Genomic DNA, 21,938 nt, shown 5'->3' on the forward strand with positions numbered 1-21,938 from the left:
AGATTAACGAAGGGTTGGCCGATTCCCGGTAATGGCGGTGCCGATCCTAAGGTGTGTCGCGCCGGCAGCGATCGCTTGCCGGTAGTCCTGAGACATCCCCGCCGAGATGGCGGTCGCGTCGGGCGCGAGCCTGCGTACGCGTTCGCTCGCCAGCCGCACCCGCTCGAAAGCCCGGGCCGGCTCCTCGTCGAGCGGCGCTACGGCCATGACGCCGAGCAGCCGCAATCCGGGCGTCTCGAGGACGCGTTCGACGAGCCCTTCGAGGTCGCGGTCGGCGACGCCGCCGCGCGCGGGATCCTCGGTGAGGTTGAGCTGCACGAACCCATCGACCACGCCCTCGTCCGAGGCCAGGGCGTCCACGAGGGAGGAGCGGTCGATCGAGTGGATCACCTGGGCGTAGCGACGCACCTGGCGCGCTTTCTTGCTCTGCAGCTGCCCGACGAAATGCCAGCGCAGCCCCAGGTCGGCGAGTTCAGCCGCCTTCTCCTGTGCTTCCTGGTGGCGGTTCTCCCCCACGTCCTCCACACCGAGCGCGGCGAGCTCGCGCACGAGCGAGGCGGGGTGGAACTTCGTCACGACGATCGTCGTCAGCTCTTCCGGCGCGCGGCCAGCGGCTCGGGCGGCATCGGCGATGTCGCCGCGGACCGCCGCCAGCCGCTCGGCGAGCGGGCTACTTGAGGAAGTCGGGGATGTCGAGGTCGTCATTCTCGTCGTCGAACGCCGGGTCCTTCTGGGCCGTCTCGGTGACCGGGGTCTCGCCGGTCGCGTGCCAGGCTTCGCCGGTGGCGGCCTCCGGCGCCGGGGCCTCCTGGGTCGTGGAGGCCGTGCTCGCCGTCTCTTCGGGTCCCGATTCGACGAACGTCGTGCGGCGCGCGTCGGCGGAGGCCTGCACCGTCTTCGGCTCGCCGCCGTCGAACCCCGCCGCGATGACCGTGACGCGGACCTCGTCGCCGAGAGTGTCGTCGATGACCGCACCGAAGATGATGTTGGCCTCCGGGTGCACGGCCTCCTGCACCAGGCGGGCCGCGTCGTTGATCTCGAAGATGCCGAGGTTCGATCCACCCTGGATGGAGAGCAGCACGCCGTGGGCGCCGTCGATGGAGGCCTCCAGCAGCGGCGAGGCGACCGCCAGCTCCGCGGCCTTGATGGCCCGGTCTGCGCCGCGCGACGAGCCGATGCCCATGAGCGCCGATCCGGCGCCCTGCATCACGGACTTGACGTCGGCGAAGTCGAGGTTGATGAGGCCGGGGGTGGTGATGAGGTCGGTGATCCCCTGGACACCGGCGAGGAGTACCTGGTCGGCGGTGGAGAACGCCTCCAGCATGCTGATGCCGCGGTCGCTGATCTCGAGCAGCCGGTCGTTCGGGACGACGATGAGGGTGTCGACCTCTTCTTTGAGGCGCTGGACGCCGGACTCGGCCTGCTGCTGGCGACGCTTGCCCTCGAAGGAGAACGGCTTGGTGACGACGCCGATGGTGAGAGCGCCGATCGACTTCGCGATGCGCGCGACCACGGGCGCGCCGCCCGTTCCGGTGCCGCCGCCCTCGCCCGCGGTGACGAAGACCATGTCGGCGCCGGCGAGGGCCTCCTCGATCTCCTCCGCGTGGTCTTCCGCCGCACGGCGGCCGACCTCGGGGTCTGCTCCGGCGCCGAGGCCGCGGGTGATCTCACGGCCCACGTCGAGCTTCACATCGGCGTCGCTCATGAGCAGCGCCTGCGCGTCCGTGTTGATGGCGATGAACTCGACGCCGCGCAGGCCGAGCTCGATCATGCGGTTGACGGCGTTCACGCCGCCGCCGCCGATGCCGACGACCTTGATCACGGCGAGGTAGTTCTGGTTTGCTGTCACGTCCGGCCTCCACGGGAACCTTCAACCTCAACTCGAGGCTTAAAGTTATGCTGAGTATGCAATTCTCTATTCGACGGTAGGGGCGCTCAGCCTCCTGGCGTCGCTGTTTCCAGGCGTGTCGGCAAAGTCGGCCTCCAACCCGGTCATCCCGTCGTCACGCTGTGCGGTGACGAGACGTCGAAACGGTGCGCGTCCGGCGCGCCCTTCAAGAGCGCCGCGAGGTCTGCCGCCTTGAGCTCGGAGTCCTCCGCGCTCCCCCAGACGACAGTCGCGCCGCTGCCGCGCAGCGTGAACGACACGTCGTCTTTGGTCTTCGCCGAGATCGTGTCGACGCGCCCGCGCACGTCGGTCGGCAAGGACGCGAGCACGGCCGCTGCCGCCGCGAACCCGGAGTCCGCGTTCGCGTCCGCCGCCGCGCCGGCGGCGGAGATCAGCGGGAAATCGGCCGGCCGGGCCGCGCTCGACGAGATCGGGACCTTGGCCTCGTCGACCAACACGAACGCCGACCCCTGCTGCACCACCCCGATCGGCTGGCGCTCGACGATCCGCACCACCAGGGTGTCCGGCGGATGGCTCTCGAGCGCATAGCTGCGGATGAGCGGGAACCCCGCGAGATCGCTGGAGATCTCGGCCTGGTCGAGCAGGGCGAGCGGCTTGCCCACCTGGTCCCCGAGCTTCTTTGCGATCGCCGCGGGGTCGAGCCGGGACGCTCCCACGACCTCCACGTGGCGCAAGGCCAGCAGCGGGGAGAGCCCCACCAGGACGACCCCGAGCACCAGGGCGACGACCACGCCGGCCGCGCCCAGCCAGAGCATCCGCCGGTGCCGCGAGCGCTTCGTGAACCTCCGCACCTCGCCGCGTTCGACGCGCTTGCGCTCGGCACGGGCCGTTCGCAGTGCGCGCGCGATCTCGCGGTTGCTCGGGACGCGCCCGAACGACGGCTCGGCCGATCGCGGCGCGGTGCGGACGGCCTCCGGCGTCTCCCGTTCCGGCTCGCGCGATACCGCCGGTGCCGTCGGTGCGTCCTTCCGGACAATAGGGATGGGCTGCGTCACCGTGCCGACCGCCGAGGGACGCTCCTGCGCCGACGGGCGTTCGGGCGCCGCGGAGGCCGGAGCGTCCGGCATGCCCGCCCGAGGCGCGGCGGCCCGGTCGAAACCCTGGGGACGCTTCACCGCTGCTACTCCCGGACGCGACGGAGCGAGTCGAGGAGCTGCGGGACGATGCGGTACACGTCACCGCAGCCGAGCGTGATGACGAAGTCGCCTTCGCGGGCGATGTCGGCCGTGTGGTCGGCGGCTGCCTGCCAGTCGGCGATGAAGGCGACGTGCTCGGGATGCGCGAAGCGCTCGGCGACGAGGGCGCCCGTCACTCCCGGCTCCGGGTCTTCGCGGGCGCCGTAGACGTCGAGCACGACGGTCTCGTCCGCATACGTCTCCAGCGTCTCGGCGAACTCGCGGGCGAACAGCCGGGTGCGGCTGTAGAGGTGCGGCTGGTGCACGGCGATGATGCGTCCGTCGCCCACGACCGTCCGTGCGGCGGACAGCGCGGCGGCCACCTCGGTGGGGTGGTGCGCATAGTCGTCGTACACGCTGACCCCGCCGACGGTGCCGTGCAGCTCGAAGCGGCGCTCGGTTCCGCCGAACTCCGCGATGGCGGCCAGCGACGCGGCCGGCTCGAATCCGAGACCGGTGAGGACCGCGAACGCGCCCCCCGCGTTGATGGCGTTGTGGCGGCCCGGCACGCGCAGCCGGGCCGAGTACTCCTGGCCCTGGAAGCTCAGCGAGAACGCGACAGCACCATCGGTGACGATCGAGTGCACGCGCACATCGGCGTCCTCGGCCTCCCCGAAGGTGACGATCCGCTTCTGCGGCGCGACCTCGCGCAGCCGTCGGTGGACGTGCGTCGCGCCGGCGTCGTCGGACGACACGACGACGAACTCGTCCGCCTCCTGGGCGAAGGTCACGAAGGCGTCCTCGAACGCCTCGAGCGAGCCGTAGTGGTCGAGGTGGTCGGGGTCGACGTTGGTGATCAGAGCGACGGCCGTGTCGTAGAGCAGGAACGAGCCGTCCGACTCGTCGGCCTCGGCGACGAACAGCTCACTGCTCCCCGCCTGCGAGCTCTTGCCGAGCGAGGCGATCACGCCGCCGTTCACGAAGCTGGGGTCTTCGCCGAGGCCGAGCAGGCCGGTGACGATCATGCCCGTCGAGGTGGTCTTGCCGTGCGCGCCGGCGACGGCGACGAGCCGCTTGCGGTTGATCAGCCAGGCGAGCGCCTGCGACCGGTGAAGCACCGGGAGGCCCTTCTCGAGCGCCAGCTGGTACTCCGGGTTGTCCTGCCACAGCGCCCCGGTCACCACGAGCGTGTCGGCATCGCCGACGTTCGCCGCGTCGTGGCCGATCGCGATGGTGGCGCCTAGCGCGCGCAGTGCGTCGATGTTCGACGAATGCCGCACGTCCGACCCGGTCACCGTGTGCCCGGACTCCAGGAAGAGGCGTGCGATGCCGCTCATTCCCGAACCGCCGATGCCGACGAAGTGCAGATTGCCCAGGTCGTCGGGGATGGTGGCGTCGAGGTCGGGTTTGATCGTCACAGGTGCTGCTTTCGGTCCGCGAGTCGAATTGACAGGGTACAGGCTACGCGGCGAACCTCAGGATTCGGCCAGGGCGCTCCGGTTCACGGCGCTCCGGATCAGGGCGACCATCCGGTCCGAGCCGTCGCGCACGCCCGTGATCGCGGCCTTGCGGGCCATCTCGCCGACCGCGGACCGATCGGCCAGCAACGGCAGCAGGCGTCCGTCGACCCAGGACGGGAGGAACTCCGCGTCATCCACCAGGATGCCGCCTCCCGCCTCCACCACGCCGGCCGCATTGAAGCGCTGCTCGCCGTTGCCGATTGGGAACGGCACGTACACCGCGGGGATGCCGAGGGCGGCGAACTCGCACACGGTCGCGGCGCCGGCCCGCGCGACCGCGAAATCGGTCAGTGCGAACGCGAGGTCCATGCGGTCGCAGTAGTCGAGGAGCCGGTAGTGCTCGATGCCGGGGTCGCTCAGCTCACCGCGGCCGCCCTGGATGTGGAGGACCTGCCAGCCGGCGGCCGTCAGCTGCCCGGCGCGTCCGGCGATGGTTCCGTTGAGACGTCGAGCGCCGAGCGAACCACCCGTGACGAGGAGGGTCGGGCGATCGTCCGCGAGCCCGAACTCGGCCAGCGCGGCCGGGCGGGCGGCCGCACGATCGAGCTCCTCGATCTCGCGCCGGAGCGGCATGCCGACGAAGTGCGCGTGCGGGAGCCTCGTGCCGTCGAAAGCGACGCCGACCCACGGCGTAGAACGCGCGCCGAGGCGGTTCGCCAGGCCCGGCCGGGCGTTCGCCTCGTGCAGGGCGTACGGCACCTTCGCGCTGCGGGCGGCCGAGTACGCGGGTGCGGCGGCGTAGCCTCCGAACCCGACCACCACGTCGATGCCGCGGGCGCGGATCAGGTCGGTCACCGAGCGGACCGCGCGCCCGTACTCGCCGGGGAACCGCAGCGCCGCGCCGTTCGGGCGACGCGGGAACGGCAGCTTGGGGATGGTCGCGAGCTCGTAGCCGCGGGCAGGCACCAGCCGGGACTCCAGCCCCTCCTTCGTGCCCAGCACGACGACCTCCGCCGACACGTCGTCACGCAGCAGCCGGTCCGCTACGGCGAGCAGCGGGTTGACGTGGCCGGCGGTCCCCCCGCCGGCGAGGAGGTAGCGGCTCACGCGGCGGACCCGGAGCGGACGGCGGAACCCTTGGCGCGACGAGCGTCGCGTGCGTTCTGGCGGGCGAAGGACAGCACGATGCCGATTGCGATCATGGAACTGATCATCGCAGTCCCTCCCGCAGAGATCAGTGGGAGCGGGACGCCGAGCACCGGGATGACACCCAGCACGACAGCCATGTTCACGAACGCCTGGAAGATGAGCCACACCATGATGGCCGCGGTCGTGACGCGCGGGAAGGCGTCGGTCGAGGAGTGGATGATGCGCAGGAACACGATCGCGAGCATCACGAACAGCAGGAGCACCACGACCGCCCCGATGAGGCCGAGCTCCTCTCCGATGATCGCGAAGATGAAGTCCGTGTCTGCGGCGGGCAGCCATGACCACTTCGAGTGCGAGTTGCCGAGGCCCACGCCGAACACGCCACCGGAGGCGAGGGCGTAGAAGCCGTTGTCGATCTGCCAGTTGACGTCGGGATTCGCGGCGCTCGTGCCCCCGAAGAGCGCCGCGATGCGCCCCATCCGGCTGGCGCTCGACATGGCCACGAACATGGCGACGACGACGACCCCCGCCAGCCCGGCGACGAGATAGCGCAGCCGGACGCCGGCGAAGTACAGGCCCCCGAGCACGAAGGCCGCCATGACGATGGTCGTGCCGAGGTCGCCGCCGAGCACGACCAGGCCGATGGCGCCTCCCGCGATCGGCAGGATCGGCAGCGCCAGGTGACGCCAGTCGTCGATCAGGTCCTGCTTGCGAGCCAGCACGACCCCGAGCCAGACCACCAGAGCGAGTTTGATGGCCTCCGACGGCTGCCCGACGAAGCCGCCGATGCGGATCCAGTTGCGGTTGCCGCCGATCTCGACGCCGAGCGGCGTGAGCAGCACCAGCAGTTGCACGAAGCACGCCGCCCCGAGGATGAACCAGATCGAGCGCTTCCAGAACGTCATCGGGATGCGCGAGACGAGGAACATCAGCGGGAGGCCGACCAGCGTGTACGCCCCCTGCGACCAGAACCGGGAGAAGAAGTGTCGGTGTCGTTGTGCGACTCGACGGACGACGACGAGAGCACCATCACGAGTCCGAAGACCACCATGAACAGGGTGATGCCGAGCAGCAGGAAGTAGTCGGCAGACTCGCTGTTCATGGCGCGGCCCAGCGAGATTCGCGCCGCCAGGGCGCCGGTGCGGGACTCGGGCCCGTCGCCAGATTCGTCAGGGGACGGGCGGAGGCGAGGCGGAGCGGTCGTCATCCGCGTCACCTCCAAAAAACTCGTTGACGGCCGCCTGGAACAGACGGCCGCGTTCTGCATAGTCGGCGAACTGATCCATCGACGCCGCCGCCGGCGCGAGCAGTACGGTGTCACCCTCGCGGGCGAGACCGCCGGCCAGCCGCACCGCCATCGGCATGACCCCCTCAGTCTCGTCGGCGTCCACCTCCAGCACCGGCAGCCCGGGGGCGTGTCGCTCGAATGCCGCGAGCAGGGCGGATCGGTCGACACCGATCAGTACAGCGCCGCGCAGCCGGCCGGCGTGCGCCGCCACGAGCTGCTCGACGTCGACACCCTTCAGCAGGCCGCCGACGACCCACACGACAGAGGGGTACGCACGCAGCGACGCGTCCGCCGCGTGCGGGTTGGTGGCCTTGGAGTCGTCCACCCAGTTGACGCCCGCCTCCACGCGCACCAGCTCGATGCGGTGGGCATCGAGCCGGAACGCCGTGAGCACATCGCGGATGACCTGCGGCTCGACCCCGTAGGAGCGCGCGAGCGCGCTGGCGGCGAGGATGTTCGCCACGACGTGCGGCGCGGCCAATCCGGCCTCCGCCAGCTCGTCGAGCGTGGTGAGCTCGATGGCGCTGTTGCGCCGGTCTTCGAGGAAGGCGCGGTCGCACAGGATGCCGTCGACGATGCCGAAGTCGCTCAGACCAGGCACGTCGAGGCCGAAGCCGATGGCGCGGGCGCCCTCGACGACCTCCGCCTCCTCGACCATGCGCAGCGTCGTGAGATCCGCGCGGTTGTAGACGCACGCGACCTGGGCGTTGTCGTAGACCTTCGCCTTCGCGGCGACGTAGGCCTCGAGGGAGCCGTGCCAGTCGAGGTGGTCGTCCGCGATGTTCAGGCAGGCCGCGGAATGCGGCGAGAGCTCGCCGCCGCGATTGCGGTTCACCCAGTGCAGCTGGTAGCTGGACAACTCGACGACGAGCACGTCGAAGCCCTGCGGGTCGCGGATGGCGTCGAGCACCGGCACGCCGATGTTGCCGCACGGGGCGACACGGGAGCCTCCGGCGAGCAGCATCGTGGCCGTCAGCTGCACCGTGGTCGTCTTGCCGTTGGTGCCCGTGACGCAGATCCAGTCGGCCGGGCTGCCGTCCGGCCCGGTGACCTTGTCGCGCAGGCGCCAGGCGAGTTCGATGTCGCCCCAGACCGCGACACCCTCCCGCTCGGCCCAGAGCAGGAGCGGGTGATCCCAGTGGAATCCCGGAGAGACGACAACGAGCTCGGGTGCGAACTCGATCAGCCGCGCGGGAGGCGCGCTCAGGTCGGGCTGCTCGAGCAACTCGGCGCCGATGACCTCCAACAGCATCGCGCGCTCGGCGTCGGCGCGCGACGCCACCACGAGGACGTCTGCCCCGAGCTCGGCAAGGGTGTCGGCCACCGAGAAGCCCGTGACGCCGAGACCGAAGACGGCGACCCGCAAGCCGCGCCAGTCGTGATGCCAGCTGGTGAGGGCCGTGAGGCGTTCGCTCGCCGACGTCATGTCGCGAGCCACTCGAGGTAGAACGAGCCGACGCCCGCGGCGACGAGGAGGCCGCCGATGATCCAGAAGCGCACGACGACCGTGATCTCCGCCCAGCCTTTCAACTCGAAATGATGATGGATGGGACTCATCAGGAAGATGCGTCTGCCGTGCGTGAGCTTGAAGTAGGCGCGCTGGACGATCACCGACCCGGCCTCGATGACGAACAGGCCGCCGATGAGGACGAGCAGGAGCTCGGTGCGGCTGAGGATCGCGAGCGCCGCGACCGCGCCACCGAGGGCGAGTGAACCGGTGTCTCCGAGGAAGATCTGCGCCGGCGAGGTGTTCCACCAGAGGAAGCCGACCACCGCTCCGACGATCGCCGTCGCGACGATCGCGAGGTCGAACGGATCGCGCACGTCGTAGCACTTGGCGATGTTCTCGGGGTTCAGGTTGGGGCTGGCGCACGACTGGATGGACTGCCAGAACCCGATGATTATGTAGGCGCCGATCGCCAGGATGCTCGCGCCGGAGGCGAGACCGTCGAGGCCGTCGGTGACGTTTACCCCGTTGGAGGTCGCCGCGACGATGAAGTTGATCCAGATCAAGTAGAGCCCGTAGCCGACCAGGACGCCGATCACCCCGAACTTCGTGATCGAGCCGAAGTCGATGGGCAGGTCGCGGATGAACGAGACGCTCATGGTCGCCGGCGTGTACCCGCGCTCGTCGGGGAACCTGACGGCGAGGAACGCCCACACCGTGGCCACGACCACCTGGCCGGCGACCTTCGCCCAGCCGGTGAGGCCGAGGCTGCGCTCCCTGCGGGTCTTGAGGAAGTCGTCGACGAAGCCTACGACACCCAGACCCACCATCAGGAACAGGACGAGAAGGGCGGAGACGCTGGTCTCATCGCCGGTGAGCAGGAGCGCCGTGAAGTAGCCGAACAGCGTTCCCAGGATGACGACGATGCCGCCCATCGTCGCCGTGCCGCGCTTGGCGTGGTGGCTCTGCGGACCGTCGTCGCGGATGAACTGTCCCCATTGGAGGCGGCGGAAGAGCCGGATGAACAGCGGAGTGAGGAACAGCGTGAACGCCATCGACAGCGCGCCGGAGGTCAGAAGGGCTCTCACGAGAAGAAGTCTCCCAGTCGATCGCCGAGGAACCGTAGCCCCACGGAGTTGGACGACTTGACGAGCACGGTGTCACCGGCGCGCAGCGTCGAGGACAGATGGTCGAACGCCGCGTCCTGGGTCTCGAAGAACAGCGACTCGCCGTCCCACGATCCCTCGTTGATGGCGGTGATGTGCATGCGGCGGGCGGACGGTCCGACGATCACGAGCTGATCGATCCCGAGACGGACGGCGAGCAGACCGATGCGGTCGTGCTCCTCGCCGGAGAACTCGCCCAGCTCGCTCATCTCGCCGAGGACGGCGACGGTCCGCTCCCCCGGCTCGGTGATCTGCGCCAGTGTCTTGATGGCCGCAGCCATGGAGTCGGGGCTCGCGTTGTACGCGTCGTTGATGACGGTGACACCGCGGGCGCCGCCCAGCACCTCCATGCGCCAGCGCTCGGCGCGCTGGACCGTCTCGAGCCCAGCGACGATCGTGTCGATGGCGACGCCGAGGGTGTGTGCGGCGGCGGCCGCCGCCAGGGCGTTCATCACGTGGTGCTCGCCGAGGACCCGGAACTGCACCGGGCGGGACTCGCCTGCGCCCTCTCCCCCGTCGGCCGGCGGCAGATGCAGCGTGAACGCCGTGCCGCGGGCCGTCGACCGGACGTCGGTCGCGCGGACGGCCGCGCGGTCGTCGAGACCGAACCACAGCACGCGCGCTGCGGTCTTGTCTGCCATCGAGGCGACGCGCGGGTCGTCGAGGTTGAGCACCGCGACGTCGGACTCCAGCAGGTCGCTGACCATCTCGGTCTTGGCCGCGAGCGTCTTCTCGATGCCGCCGAACTCGCCGGCGTGCGCCAGTCCGACCTTGAGGACGATCCCGATGTCGGGACGCGCCATGCGCACCAGGCGGGCGATCTCGCCGATGCCGCTCGCACCCATTTCTGCGACGAGGTATTGCGTCTCCTCGGTGACCTCGAGCATCGTGATGGGGGCGCCGACCTCGTTGTTGAACGACGCTCGAGGGGCGATGGTCGGGCCGAGCTGCTCGAGGATCGCTCGCAGCAGGTTCTTGGTGGTCGTCTTGCCGTTGGAGCCGGTGACGCCGACGATCTTCAGCGTGCCGAGCGCGCGCACCCGCGCGATGACTTCCGTGGCGAGGTCGCCGAGGGCGACCACGGTGTCGGGCACGAGCAGCTGCGGCACCGGGAGGTCCAGCGCGCGGTCCACGACGAGGAGCGACGCACCAGCCTCGACGGCCTGCGGAGCGAAGAGGTGGCCGTCGGTCACCTCTCCCGGCTTGGCGAAGAAGATCGTGCCGGGCACGACCTCCCGCGAGTCGGTGGTCGAGTGGCCGTCGACCACCGTCTCGGGTGTGGCGGTCGTGCCGTCGAGCAGCAGGGTGCCGCGGGTCGCGGCGGCGACCTCGGCGAGGGTGAGGGCGATCACTACAGCCACCCGGCCTCTCGCAGCGCCAGCCGTGCGTCGTCGCGGGCCGAGTACGGGAGGCGCTGGCCGGCGACCTCCTGGTAGTCCTCGTGACCGGGGCCCGCGTACAGCACGACGTCGCCTTCGCCCGCGAGCGCGAGCGCGGCGCGGAACGCGGCACGCGGATCCGCCACCTCGTAGAGCTCGGCGTCGGGCACGGCGGCACGCGCACCATCGAGGAGGGCGGCGCGGATAGCGGCCGGGTCCTCCGAGCGCGAGTGGAAGTCGGTGATGACGACCGCGTCGGCGCCGCGCGCGGCGATCGCGCCCATGTCGGCGCGCTTGGTGGTGTCGCGGTCTCCGTCGGCGCCGAAGACCATGACGATCCGGCCCTCGGCGACCCGGCGCAGCGCGCCGAGGAGCGCCCGGAAAGCGTCGGGCGTGTGCCCGTAGTCGATGAAGACGACCGGCCCCCGCTCGCCCGAGAGCCGCTCGGTGCGGCCGGGCACGTACGCGTCGATGCCGCCGTCGCGATCCAGGGCGGCGCCGATGGCGTCGAGGTCGTAGCCGGACTCCACGAGCATCACGATCGCAAGAGCCGCGTTGGCGGCGTTGTAGGCCCCGAGCAGGGGCACCCGGGTCTCGAGACGCCTCCCGTCGGGGCCGGCCAACTCGAAAACGGTCTCCGCGAGCGTCTCCTCGAGGATCGTGAGCCTCCAGTCGGCATCGACGCCCGGCACGCCGGCGAGCGTTGACACCGGGATGCGCGACTGCTCGACGAGTGCCCGGCCCCACTCGGAGTCGACGGTGACGACCCCGCGGCGTGCGCGGTCGGGCTGAAACAGCTCGAGCTTGGCGGCGAAGTAGTCGTCCATCGCCGGGTAGTCGTCGAGATGGTCGTGGCTGAGGTTGGTGAAGCCGACGACGTCGAACTCGATGCCGTCGACGCGGTGGCGACTCAACGCCTGAGCGGAGACCTCGAGCGCGACGGCGCGGACGCCCTCTTCGCGCATGCGCGCCAGCAGGGCGTGCAGCTCGCTGGCCTCCGGCGTGGTGAGCTTACTCGTGATCGCGTGCTCGCCGATGCGGCGCTCTGCCGTGGACGACAGCCCGGCGACGACGCCGAGCTGGCCGAGGATCGCGTAGAGCAGGTAGACGACGCTGGTCTTGCCGTTCGTGCCGGTGACGCCGAACAGGGTCGCCGCGTTCTCGTCGGTGCGGTAGATCCAGGCGGCGACGGCGCCGAGGGCAGCGCGCGGTTCGGGCGTGACGATGACCGGGAGGCCGGAGTCGGCGGCGAACTGTGCACCGGCCTCGTCCGTGAGGACCGCGACGGCCCCCGCCTCGGCCGCGGCTGCGGCGAAGCTCGCGCCGTGCGCGTTCTTGCCCGGCACCCCGACGTAGAGGTCGCCAGGCTCGACCGCCGAGCTCGCGAGGGCGGCGCCGGTGACCTCGACGGCGTCGAGATCACCTCGCACGTCCAGCCCGAACTCCGCGACCAGCTGGGCGAGCGGGCGGGCGACGGGATGCTCGGGGCGCAAAGAGGAGGGCGCCGGTCCTGTCACGGGGCTCACTTTCAATAGACGGGCATTGCTTCGAAGACCGTGTTTAGTAATACGGCGGGTAGTCGGCCGGGCTCGACGTCGAGGGCTTCACCCGGTAGGTCTTCAGCACCTGGCTCATGATCGTGTGGAACAGCGGAGCGGCGGCTGCCGACGAAGTAATGGTAGTCGGGAACCCGAGGTTGACCGAAACGACGTACTGGGGGTCGTCCACCGGCGCGACACCCATGACGGAGACGTAGAACGACGGCAGATAGCCGCCCTTGCCGTCCGACTGCTGAGCCGTTCCGGTCTTCGCCGCGACGCGGTAGCCGGGGATCTGCAGCTGCTTCGCGAGCTCGCCCTTGGTGGTCACCGACTCCATCATGCTGAGCGTCGTGTGGGCGGCGTCGGCCGAGACGACGCTCACCGGCGTGGGCTTCGGAACGTCGGTCACCGTGCCATCCGCCTGCTTGCATCCCTCGACCAACGTCAACGGGATGCGGGTGCCGCCGTTGGCGAGCGCCTGGTACGCGCTCACCATCTGCAGCTGGGTCGCCGACACGCCCTGGCCGAACATGGTCGCGTACTTGGTCTGGTCGTCCCAGTCCTTGACCGGGTTCAGCTGACCGGAGGACTCGTTGGGATACGGAAGCCCGGTGTGCTCGCCGATCCCGAACTTCTTGAGGTAGTCGTAGCGGGTCTGATCGCTCAGCCGCTGGCCGAGCTGGGACATGCCGGTGTTGGACGACATCATCAGCACGCCGGTCAGAGTGAGCCGCAGCGGGTTGTGGTATCCCGAGTCGTGGAGGTCCGCGCCATTGCCGGACTTCCACGCATAGGGTGCGAGCACCTGGCTGGTGGGGTCCGCCTTGCCCTGGTCGATGAGCATGGCGGCCGTGAGCGCCTTGAACGTCGATCCCGGCTCGCGCGGGTCGGTCAGGGTCTGGAGCCTCCAGAACGACGGATCGGTCGCGTCGATGTTGTTCGGGTCGAGGGCGGGCCACTGCGCGATCGCCTTGACCTTGCCGGTCTTGGCATCCGCCACCGTCACGTAGCCGAACTTCGAGCCGGTCGCGGCCACCTGCTGGGCGAGGGTCTGCTCGGCGAACCACTGGAGGTCGCTGTCGATGGTGAGTTCCAGAGTGCCGCCGTCCTTGGCCTTCTGCTGCACGACCGTGCTGCCGGGGATGGCGACGCCGTCGGCGCCGCGCTGGTAGGTCTCGACGCCGTTCTCGCCCGCGAGGCAGCCGTTCTCGCTGTCCTCCAGACCGCCGTTGCCCGCCTGCGAGACATAGCCGATCAGGTTGCCGGCCACCGCTCCGTTCGGATAGCTGCGCGCCTGGGCCTTGCTGAAGGTGAGCCACGGGTACGGGAGTTTGGCGAGCTTGTCGAAGACGGTCACGTCCATGCCGGACTTGATCAGGACGTACTTCGACTTGGCGTTCTCCTTGAGCGCGTCGTCGAACATCTTCACGACCGCATCGCCGCCCTGACCGGTGATGGCGCCGATCTTCGCCGCGGCCTCCACCATCTTGTCGCGGCCACCCGCGATCGCGTCCGACGGCGAAGCCTGCGCCGTATAGGTGTAGATCGTCGTCGCCAGGACCTTGCCGCTCGCGTCGACGATGTCGCCGCGGTTGCCGTACAGGACCGTCGAGTCCTCCTTGGCGTTCACCGACGCCCGTTGCAGGTCGTCCGCACGGACCACCTGGATGTCGACGAGCTTGCCTCCGAGGATGGCGACGAACGCCGCGCCGGCCACGACGGTCAGCGCCGTCCGCCGCCGCAGCATCTTCCTGTTGAGCATGGAGGGCCCGTCCCGTCCGCTGTCCGTGTCAGTGTCCGTTTCAGTGCGTCACCGGTGTCGGCAACGCTCCCTGCAACGGTACGGACGGCTTCGCGGGAGTCGTGGACGCCGCTCCCGTGCTTGCGGAACTCCCAGCTTGAGTTGTCTGCCTCTGCGCGGCCTGGGCCTGACCGGCCGCACCCGGGCCGGCCGCACCCGGGCCCGCCACCAGCGGGACGCCGTTCAGCTGCGAGTTCGGCACCAGGTTTCCCTGGCCTCCCGTCACGGTGCCGGCGGCCCCGTTCGCCGCGACCGGCGCGCCGAGGACCGCACCGTCGGAGAGCCGCAGGTAGGCGGGGTTGCTGTTGCTGACCATGCCGAGCGCGTTCGCATTGGCCGCCAGGTTCTGCGGCGACGTCAGCCGGTTGAGATCTTCGGAGGCGGCCTGATAGCTGCGCTGCAGCTCCGTCTGCTTGGTCTGCAGGGAGCTCAGCTGGTATGCCCCCTGCGACACGCCGATGCTCAGGAGCAGCTGCGCCACCACGATGACGAGCAGGGCCGATATCGCCGTGATCGCGTAGAGCGTGCGGGGGCGGGCCCTCCGCTGACTGCGGGTGGAGACGACCTCGAGGTGCGTGCGGCGCTCGCGTTCCGGCCGCTGCGGCCGCTCGAGCGCCGGCTCCTCCAGCGTGGTCGCGGTCGCAGCGGTGGACGCCGGGGCGTGCCAGGTCATCGTCGGACGCCGCCGGACGCCCGCCCCCAGATGGTTGCTGCTCACGAGCCCCTCCTCACTCGTTCGGCCGCGCGCAGGCGAACGGGTGTCGCCCTCGGATTTCGGGCCTTCTCGTCGTCGTCGGCCAGTTCCGCTCCGCGGATCAGGAGCTTCAGTTCGGGCCGGTGCTCCGGCAGTTCGACGGGGAGCCCCACAGGTGCGCTGGAGCGCGATCTGGTCTGGAGCTCGCGCTTGACGATGCGGTCCTCCAGCGACTGGTAGGACTCCACGACGATGCGGCCGCCCACCGCCAGCGCGTCGATCGCGGCGGGGATGGCGCGCTCCAGCACCGCCAGCTCCTGGTTCACCTCGATGCGCAGCGCCTGGAACACGCGCTTGGCCGGGTGACCCTGACGCTGCACGGCGACCGGAGTCGCCTTCTGGAGGATCTCCACCAGCTGGCCCGAGCGCACGATCGGCGTCGACTCCCGTTCCTCGACGATGCGCCGCGCGTAGCGCGCGGCCAACTTCTCTTCGCCGTAGTCGCGGAAGATGCGGCGCAGATCGGCCTCGGAGTACGTCGCGAGAACGACCTCGGCCGTCAGCTCGCTCGTGCCGTCCATCCGCATGTCGAGCGGCGCGTCCTTCGAGTAGGAGAAGCCGCGCTCGACGCGGTCGAGCTGCAGCGACGACACGCCGAGGTCGAAGAGCACGCCGTCGATCCAGTCGATGCCGAGCCCGTCGAGGGCGTCGCGGATGCCGTCGTAGACCGTGTGCACCAGGTGGACGCGGTCGCCGAACCGCTCCAGGCGGGCGCCTGCGATGGCGAGGGCCTCCGGATCGCGGTCGAGGCCGACGAGCACCGCGTCGGGGAAGCGCTCCAGGACACCGGCCGAGTGGCCTCCCATGCCGAGCGTGGCGTCGACGAAGACCGCGCCAGGCTTCGCCAGGGCGGGGCCGAGGAGCTCGATGCAGCGTTCCAGCAGTACGGGGGTGTGGATCTCGTCCGTCATGTCCGCACCCGGGAGGATCGGCCCCTGGATCCGGATCCCCATCCATTCCGACCTGCCACCGGGGAAGTGGTGTCAGGGCGTATGGCTGGGAGTCCGGCGCCAGGCGCTAGAACAGTCCCGGGATCACCTCCTCCTCTGTATTCGCGAATGCTGCCTCCTGCTCGGCGAGGTAGGTCTCCCAGCCGCGCGCGTCCCAGATCTCGGCGCGGCTGCCCGCGCCGATCACGACCAGGTCTCTGTCGAGACCCGCATACGACCGCAACGGAGTCGGGATGCTGACCCGGTTCTGCTTGTCGGGCACCTCCGCGCTCGCCCCCGACAGGAAGACGCGCAGATAGTCCCTGGCCTGCTTACTGGTCACCGGCGCCTGCCGGATCTTCTCGTGGAGGGACTCGAACTCCCGCTGCGAGAAGACGTAGATGCAGTGCTCCTGACCGCGGGTCAGGACGAGGCCGGACGCGAGCTCATCCCGGAACTTGGCCGGCAGGATGATGCGCCCCTTCTCGTCCAGTTTCGGGGCATAGGTGCCGAGGAACATCGGTACCACCCCCACTCTCCCGGCCACGGTTGCGGTGTGCCTCCACTTTACTCCACTCTCATCCACAAATTCAGCACCATCGAGATTTTTCCCGGTTTAGGCGCGTTAAACCCCGTCAATACGCGGCAAAACCCAGTGGAGGGAAATGGAGCACACGAGGACGCGGAAGGGGAGCGCTGGGCGCGCGAAAAAGGGCCGATCCGAAGATCGGCCCCACTGAGTTGCTGGTTTCTCGGCGGAGGGTCTAGCCCTGCCCGTCCTGCCGCTTGTCCCAGCGGTCGTTCATACGGTCCATGAAACCGGGCTGCCCGCGTGTCGGCTTGCCCGCCTTGCCGGCTGCGGAATCGGGATCGATCGCGACGCGTTTGCCCGGGGCGATGGCCAGCAGGACGCCGGCGAACATCACCACGAAGCCGAGGATTCCGACGATCGGCAGCTGCACGAAGACGCCGATCACCAGCACGGCGATACCGACGACGGCGAGGAGCACGCCGAGGACGATCGAGCGGTAGGCGGGTCGCGCCCGCTTGCCTCCGACTTTCGCGACGAAATCCGCGTCGTTCTGATAGAGGCTGCGTTCCATCTCTTCGAGGAGGCGCTGCTCATGTTCTGAAAGCGGCATCCGGATCCCCCTCTTTCTTGCGGGTTCTAGGCGTTGTGTGGCCGATTGTAGCCGCACGACTCTGACTAGGCTATACGTGTGTCCGAAAGCATTCGATTCGTCGACCTCATCCAGTCAAGAATCGATGGATTCTTCGATGCCCGTGAATCCATTCTCGTCTCCATCGCCGACGAACTCGCCCCGATCGCGGCTTTTTCGAGGGATTTTCTCAGCGGCGGCAAGCGCTTCCGCGCCCTCTTCTGCTTTTGGGGCTGGCAGGCGGTCCGCACGATGGGAGACGAGTCCGACGACGGCTCGGTGACGGCCGGCGGCCCCCTGGACGCCGTCGTCTCCGTCGCCGCGGCGCTCGAGCTGTTCCATGCCGCCGCTCTGGTGCACGACGACCTCATCGACAACTCCGACACGCGCCGCGGAAAGCCGTCGGCTCACCGGCGCTTCGAGCACCTGCACGAGCAGGAGGGCTGGCAGGGGTCCGGCGCCTCGTTCGGAACGGGCGCCGCGACGCTGCTGGGCGACTACCTCCTCATCCTGAGCGACGAGCTCTTCGATGAAGGCCTCACCCAGACGGTGAGCGCCTCGGCCCGCCGTTCGGCCCGCACGGAGTTCAACCGGATGCGCCTGGACGTCACCGCCGGCCAGTACCTCGACATCTTCGAGGAGATCGGCTGGGCGGGCAGACCCGACGCGGATCAGCTCGCCCGCGCCGAACGCGTGATCGTCTACAAGTCGGCCAAATACTCCATCGAGTCACCCCTCCTGATCGGCGCCGGCCTCGCGGGCGCGACCGTCGGGCAGCTCGATGCCCTCCGCCGGTTCGGACTCCCGCTCGGCATCGCATACCAGCTGCGCGACGACCTCCTCGGCGTCTTCGGCGATGCGGAGGTCACCGGCAAACCGAGCGGCGACGATCTGCGCGAGGGCAAGCGCACGGTCCTGATCGCCCTCACCCGACAGGCCGTGCCTGCCGGGGCACGCGCGACGCTCGACGAACTGCTCGGCGACCCCGACCTGACTCCCCAACAGATAGAGACGCTGCAGATGACCATCCGGGAGTCTGGCGCCGTCGAGAAGGTCGAGAGGATGATCGCCGACAACGTCGAGCGCGCGATCGAGGCCCTCGACGGCGCACAGCTGGGCACGGGTGCCCGTGCGCAGCTCCGCGACCTCGCGGTCACGGTCACGCGACGCTCGTACTGAGGCGGTGCGGACGGCGCCGTCTGAAGGCGGTCAGGCCAGGGCCTGCGCGACCCTCCGCACCTCGGCCTTGCGGCCTGCGCGCAGCGCACCGATCGGCGTAGTGCCGAGACTCTCGTCGTCGGACAGCAGCCAGTCGACGGCCTCCTCGTCGTGGAAGCCGTTATCGGAGAGCACGATGAGCGTGCCGCGGAGTTCGCTGAGGGGCTCGCCGTCGCGAAGGAAGACGGCGGGGACTTTGACGACGCCGTCGATGCGCTTCGCCGCGAGGTGACGGTCCTCGATGAGCCGGCGCACCCGGCTGACACCGAGTCCCAGCTGCTCCACGAGGTCGGGGATGGTGAGCCACTCGGTGGCCAGGACCTGCTCGTTCACAAGAACAAGCCTGCCACGACCGCGCGACGAGCACGAGTCGAAGCGAATGTTACGGTCGTGTTAACTGTTTTCACATCCGCCTCACTGGTTGACTCCTTACTCAAGGTGTGTCAGCGTGGGGGTCGGCTTTGTCACTCACGGAGGGGTCGACCATGTCTGCGATCGAGAGCACGAAGCGTAAGCCGCGGCCACACGGCCGCGCCCACGGCATGCTGGGCACCGTCCCGATCGCCGTGGTCGGCTCCATCGCCGTCACGCTCAACCTGCTCACCCCCGCTCATGCGGCGGCCGACGCCGAACGCGAGCGCGCGCCGGAGAAGAGCGACGCGACGAGTCCTCACGACACCGTCCGCGGTGTCGACACGATCCGAGGATCGCTCGGCCAGGCCGCTGCTTCGACCTCCCCCGCGCAAACCGACGCTGCGGCAGCGCCGGCGACCTACCGCGTGCAGAGCGGCGACACCGTCTCGACGATCGCCGCCCGCTTCGGGCTCTCGACGGCAGCCGTGCTCGCACTCAACGGGCTCAGCTGGAAGAGCCTGATCTTCCCCGGCCAGGTGCTGGCCCTCGGCGGGGCGGCTACACCGGCGCCGGTCCCGGCGCCAGCGCATGCGCCCGCGCCATCTGCGACCACGTACACGGTCGTGCGCGGAGACACGATCAGCGGCATCGCGGCCAAGTTCGGCCTGCGCACGGCGGCCGTCCTCAGCGCCAACGGGCTCAGCAGTTCGAGCGTCATCTACCCCGGTCAGCGCATCGCCATCCCGGGCGTCACCACCGCTGCGGTCAACAGGCCGACGCCGGTCGTCGCCCCGGCCCCCGTCGTCACCGCGCCGGCACCCGCGCCCGCTCCGACCGTCCAGCCGGGACAGGTCGTGGCCCTCACCGACGAGATGCGGGCCAACGCCTCCCTGATCATCCGCATCGGGAGGCAGCAGGGTGTGCCTGCACAGGGCATCGTCGTCGCTCTCGCGGCGGCCGCCCAGGAGTCCGGCCTGCGGAACGTCCGCTACGGCGACCGCGACTCGCTCGGACTGTTCCAGCAGCGGCCGAGCACCGGCTGGGGCACGCCCGACCAGGTGCTCGATCCGACCCGGGCGACGCTCGCGTTCTACGGAGGCGCGAACAACCCCAACAAGGGCCGGACGCGCGGGCTCCTCGACATCCCGAACTGGTCGGCGATGAGCGTCACCCAGGCCGCCCAAACCGTTCAGCTCTCGGCATTCCCCACCGCGTATGCGAAGTGGGAGACCTCGGCGCGCGCATGGCTCGCTCAGCTCGGTTGACCCGAAGGTCACAGCAGGGTCACGGCCCCGCAGCACACCGGTGTTTTGCAGGGTTCACGCACCCGCTGTTCCCTAGACTCGATCCGTGACCACGAGCCAGACCGACCCGATGATCGGACGTCTCATCGACGGCCGCTATCAGGTGCGCTCGCGGATCGCCCGCGGCGGCATGGCCACCGTCTACCTCGCCACCGATCTGCGCCTCGAGCGCCGGGTCGCGATCAAGATCATGCACGGCCACCTCGCCGACGACAACACCTTCAAGAGCCGCTTCGTCCAGGAGGCCCGCTCCGCAGCACGGCTGGCGCACCCCAACGTGGTCAATGTCTTCGACCAGGGCCAGGACTCCGACATGGCATACCTGGTGATGGAGTACCTCCCCGGCATCACGCTGCGCGACCTGCTCAAGGACTACGGCAAGCTCACCCCCGAGCAGACCATCGACATCATGGAGGCCGTGCTCAGCGGCCTCGGGGCCGCCCACAAGGCCGGCATCGTCCACCGTGACCTCAAGCCCGAGAACGTGCTGCTGGCCGACGACGGCCGAATCAAGATCGGCGACTTCGGCCTGGCGCGCGCTGCGAGTGCGAACACTGCGACCGGCCAGGCGCTCCTCGGCACGATCGCCTACCTGTCTCCCGAACTCGTCACCCGCGGTGTGGCCGACGCGCGCAGCGACATCTATGCGCTCGGCATCATGATGTACGAGATGCTCACCGGCACACAGCCGTTCCACGGCGAGCAGCCGATGCAGATCGCTTACCAGCACGCCAACGATCCGGTGCCCGCTCCGAGCAGTGTCAACCCGGCCGTCCCGCCCGAGCTCGACGAGCTCGTGCTCTGGGCCACCGAGAAAGACCCCGACCGGCGGCCCGCCGACGCCCGCGAGATGCTCGACCGTCTGATGGAGGCCGAGAAGTCCATCCGCGGCGACGCGGTGATGCAGCCGACCATGGTGCTGCCCCCGGCGTTCGCCGCGAACGACGGCGACACCCAAATCATCAACCCGGCCATCCGCCAGCAGGTGGCCTCGACGACGCCCACCGCGACGGACACGCTGACCGCGGCCGCCCGTCGCCGGCGCGGCAAGGGCTGGTGGCTGTTCGCGCTCGTGCTGGTGCTCGCGGCGGTCGCTGGAGGCACAGGCTGGTACTTCGGCTCGGGGCCGGGATCGCTGGTGACGGTGCCGAACGTCGTCTCGCAGGCTCCGGCCGCTGCGACCGCCGCGCTCACGGACCTCGGGTTCAAGACGGCCCAGGCGCAGGAGTACAGCGTCACGGTGCCTGCGGGTCACGTGTCGAGCACCGATCCGAAGGCGGGCGCGGCCGCAGCGCGCGGCAGCACCGTCACGCTGCGGATCTCGCAAGGCCCCAAGCCCGTCACGATCCCGGCGCTGGCCGGGCAGAGTCTCGACGCCGCCACGTCGGCGATCACCGGCGTCGGCGCCAAGGTGGGCGACACGGCCAAGCAGTTCGACGGCAAGGTGCCGGCGAACACCGTCATCTCGGCGACGCGCGCCTCCGACGGCAGCGACATCTCCGGGGGCGGCTCGTACTTCGAAGCGGCGGCGGTGAACCTCGTCGTGTCCGTCGGGCCCGTCCCCGACGTCGCCGGCATGTCGGTGAGCTCGGCCACGGCGGCGCTACAGAAGGTCGGCCTCGAGGCCACCGCCGGCCCGCAGAGCTACAGCGACACGGTGGGCAAGGGCGACGTCATCTCGGCGCAGCCTCAGCACGATGGTCCGGTGCGCCCGGGCGACACGCTGGCATTCGAGACGTCCAAGGGCCCGGAGCCGGTTCCGGTGCCCGACGTCGTCGGGCAGACGTGGGACAAGGCGAAGAAGGCGCTGCAGGACGCCGGTTTCCAACTCAAGTACAGTGCGGCGGCGGATCTGCTCCCCGGAGCCTTCGTGGTCTCCAAAGTGTCTCCGGCCGCCGGCACGCAGGCGCCCAAGGGCTCCACGGTCACGGTCAACTTCGCCGGCTTCTAGCCGCTTCTAGCCG

The 21,938-nt window shown here is 69.7% G+C and carries 19 protein-coding genes; 3 read left to right on the forward strand and 16 right to left on the reverse strand.

From position 1 onward, the window contains the following. Positions 1-3: 3 nt before the first annotated feature. From ACPPVW_RS17765 to ACPPVW_RS17835, 15 genes are all read right to left on the reverse strand, one after another. Positions 4-705 carry a YggS family pyridoxal phosphate-dependent enzyme gene (locus ACPPVW_RS17765; RefSeq protein WP_426624384.1) on the reverse strand — a complete coding sequence of 234 codons (702 nt, stop codon included), beginning with the start codon at positions 703-705 and terminating at the stop codon, positions 4-6. After that, entirely contained in the window at positions 671-1,849 is a 1,179-nt protein-coding gene (gene ftsZ / locus ACPPVW_RS17770) for a cell division protein FtsZ (protein ID WP_426624385.1), read from the reverse strand. Before ftsZ ends, ACPPVW_RS17765 begins: the two co-directional genes overlap by 35 nt. A 143-nt stretch (positions 1,850-1,992) precedes the next feature. Beyond that, on the reverse strand, positions 1,993-3,024 hold the full coding sequence (locus ACPPVW_RS17775; protein WP_426624386.1) for an FtsQ-type POTRA domain-containing protein: 1,032 nt from the start codon (positions 3,022-3,024) through the stop codon (positions 1,993-1,995). Between the two features lie 5 nt (positions 3,025-3,029). Continuing rightward, complete coding sequence (murC, locus tag ACPPVW_RS17780; protein ID WP_426624387.1) at positions 3,030-4,442, reverse strand: UDP-N-acetylmuramate--L-alanine ligase; 1,413 nt, start codon at positions 4,440-4,442, stop codon at positions 3,030-3,032. A gap of 57 nt (positions 4,443-4,499) precedes the next feature. Beyond that, a complete protein-coding gene (locus tag ACPPVW_RS17785) occupies positions 4,500-5,591 on the reverse strand; it encodes a UDP-N-acetylglucosamine--N-acetylmuramyl-(pentapeptide) pyrophosphoryl-undecaprenol N-acetylglucosamine transferase (protein WP_426624388.1) in 1,092 nt (363 codons plus the stop codon). Continuing rightward, positions 5,588-6,799 carry a peptidoglycan glycosyltransferase FtsW gene (locus ACPPVW_RS17790; RefSeq protein WP_426626336.1) on the reverse strand — a complete coding sequence of 404 codons (1,212 nt, stop codon included), beginning with the start codon at positions 6,797-6,799 and terminating at the stop codon, positions 5,588-5,590. Before ACPPVW_RS17790 ends, ACPPVW_RS17785 begins: the two co-directional genes overlap by 4 nt. 3 nt (positions 6,800-6,802) lie before the next feature. Next, the gene (gene murD, locus ACPPVW_RS17795) at positions 6,803-8,347 is read right to left on the reverse strand and encodes a UDP-N-acetylmuramoyl-L-alanine--D-glutamate ligase (RefSeq protein WP_426624389.1); all 1,545 of its coding nucleotides are present in this window, start codon (positions 8,345-8,347) and stop codon (positions 6,803-6,805) included. Then, complete coding sequence (mraY, locus tag ACPPVW_RS17800) at positions 8,344-9,456, reverse strand: phospho-N-acetylmuramoyl-pentapeptide-transferase (protein ID WP_426624390.1); 1,113 nt, start codon at positions 9,454-9,456, stop codon at positions 8,344-8,346. Before mraY ends, murD begins: the two co-directional genes overlap by 4 nt. Then, entirely contained in the window at positions 9,453-10,886 is a 1,434-nt protein-coding gene (locus tag ACPPVW_RS17805) for a UDP-N-acetylmuramoyl-tripeptide--D-alanyl-D-alanine ligase (protein ID WP_426624391.1), read from the reverse strand. The genes mraY and ACPPVW_RS17805 overlap by 4 nt, the downstream gene beginning before the upstream one ends. Continuing rightward, a complete protein-coding gene (locus ACPPVW_RS17810; protein WP_426624392.1) occupies positions 10,886-12,430 on the reverse strand; it encodes a Mur ligase family protein in 1,545 nt (514 codons plus the stop codon). Before ACPPVW_RS17810 ends, ACPPVW_RS17805 begins: the two co-directional genes overlap by 1 nt. Positions 12,431-12,473: 43 nt before the next feature. Then, complete coding sequence (locus tag ACPPVW_RS17815) at positions 12,474-14,216, reverse strand: peptidoglycan D,D-transpeptidase FtsI family protein (RefSeq protein ID WP_426624393.1); 1,743 nt, start codon at positions 14,214-14,216, stop codon at positions 12,474-12,476. Between the two features lie 40 nt (positions 14,217-14,256). Further along, entirely contained in the window at positions 14,257-14,973 is a 717-nt protein-coding gene (locus ACPPVW_RS17820; protein ID WP_426624394.1) for a hypothetical protein, read from the reverse strand. Then, positions 14,970-15,920, reverse strand: a complete 951-nt coding sequence (gene rsmH, locus ACPPVW_RS17825) for a 16S rRNA (cytosine(1402)-N(4))-methyltransferase RsmH (protein ID WP_426626337.1) — start codon at positions 15,918-15,920, stop codon at positions 14,970-14,972. The genes ACPPVW_RS17820 and rsmH overlap by 4 nt, the downstream gene beginning before the upstream one ends. Positions 15,921-16,026: 106 nt before the next feature. Continuing rightward, a complete protein-coding gene (gene mraZ / locus ACPPVW_RS17830) occupies positions 16,027-16,458 on the reverse strand; it encodes a division/cell wall cluster transcriptional repressor MraZ (RefSeq protein ID WP_426624395.1) in 432 nt (143 codons plus the stop codon). Between the two features lie 244 nt (positions 16,459-16,702). Then, the gene (locus ACPPVW_RS17835; RefSeq protein WP_426624396.1) at positions 16,703-17,080 is read right to left on the reverse strand and encodes a DUF3040 domain-containing protein; all 378 of its coding nucleotides are present in this window, start codon (positions 17,078-17,080) and stop codon (positions 16,703-16,705) included. A gap of 78 nt (positions 17,081-17,158) precedes the next feature. On the opposite strand from ACPPVW_RS17835, the gene ACPPVW_RS17840 reads away from it, so the two are divergent. Next, positions 17,159-18,277, forward strand: coding sequence for a polyprenyl synthetase family protein (locus ACPPVW_RS17840; protein WP_426624397.1), 1,119 nt, complete (start codon positions 17,159-17,161; stop codon positions 18,275-18,277). A gap of 30 nt (positions 18,278-18,307) precedes the next feature. On the opposite strand, the gene ACPPVW_RS17845 is transcribed toward ACPPVW_RS17840, so the two are convergent. After that, the gene (locus tag ACPPVW_RS17845) at positions 18,308-18,649 is read right to left on the reverse strand and encodes an Rv2175c family DNA-binding protein (RefSeq protein WP_426624398.1); all 342 of its coding nucleotides are present in this window, start codon (positions 18,647-18,649) and stop codon (positions 18,308-18,310) included. 209 nt (positions 18,650-18,858) lie between these two features. Here ACPPVW_RS17845 and ACPPVW_RS17850 point away from each other — a divergent pair, with 209 nt between their 5' ends. Together ACPPVW_RS17850 and pknB are read left to right on the forward strand one after the other, a co-directional pair. After that, positions 18,859-19,935 carry a LysM peptidoglycan-binding domain-containing protein gene (locus tag ACPPVW_RS17850; RefSeq protein WP_426626338.1) on the forward strand — a complete coding sequence of 359 codons (1,077 nt, stop codon included), beginning with the start codon at positions 18,859-18,861 and terminating at the stop codon, positions 19,933-19,935. An 85-nt stretch (positions 19,936-20,020) separates the two neighbouring features. After that, entirely contained in the window at positions 20,021-21,925 is a 1,905-nt protein-coding gene (pknB, locus tag ACPPVW_RS17855; RefSeq protein WP_426624399.1) for a Stk1 family PASTA domain-containing Ser/Thr kinase, read from the forward strand. Positions 21,926-21,938 lie beyond the last annotated feature (13 nt).

The sequence above is a fragment of the Leifsonia sp. McL0607 genome (genome assembly GCF_049993355.1).
Classification (GTDB): Bacteria; Actinomycetota; Actinomycetes; order Actinomycetales; family Microbacteriaceae; genus Leifsonia.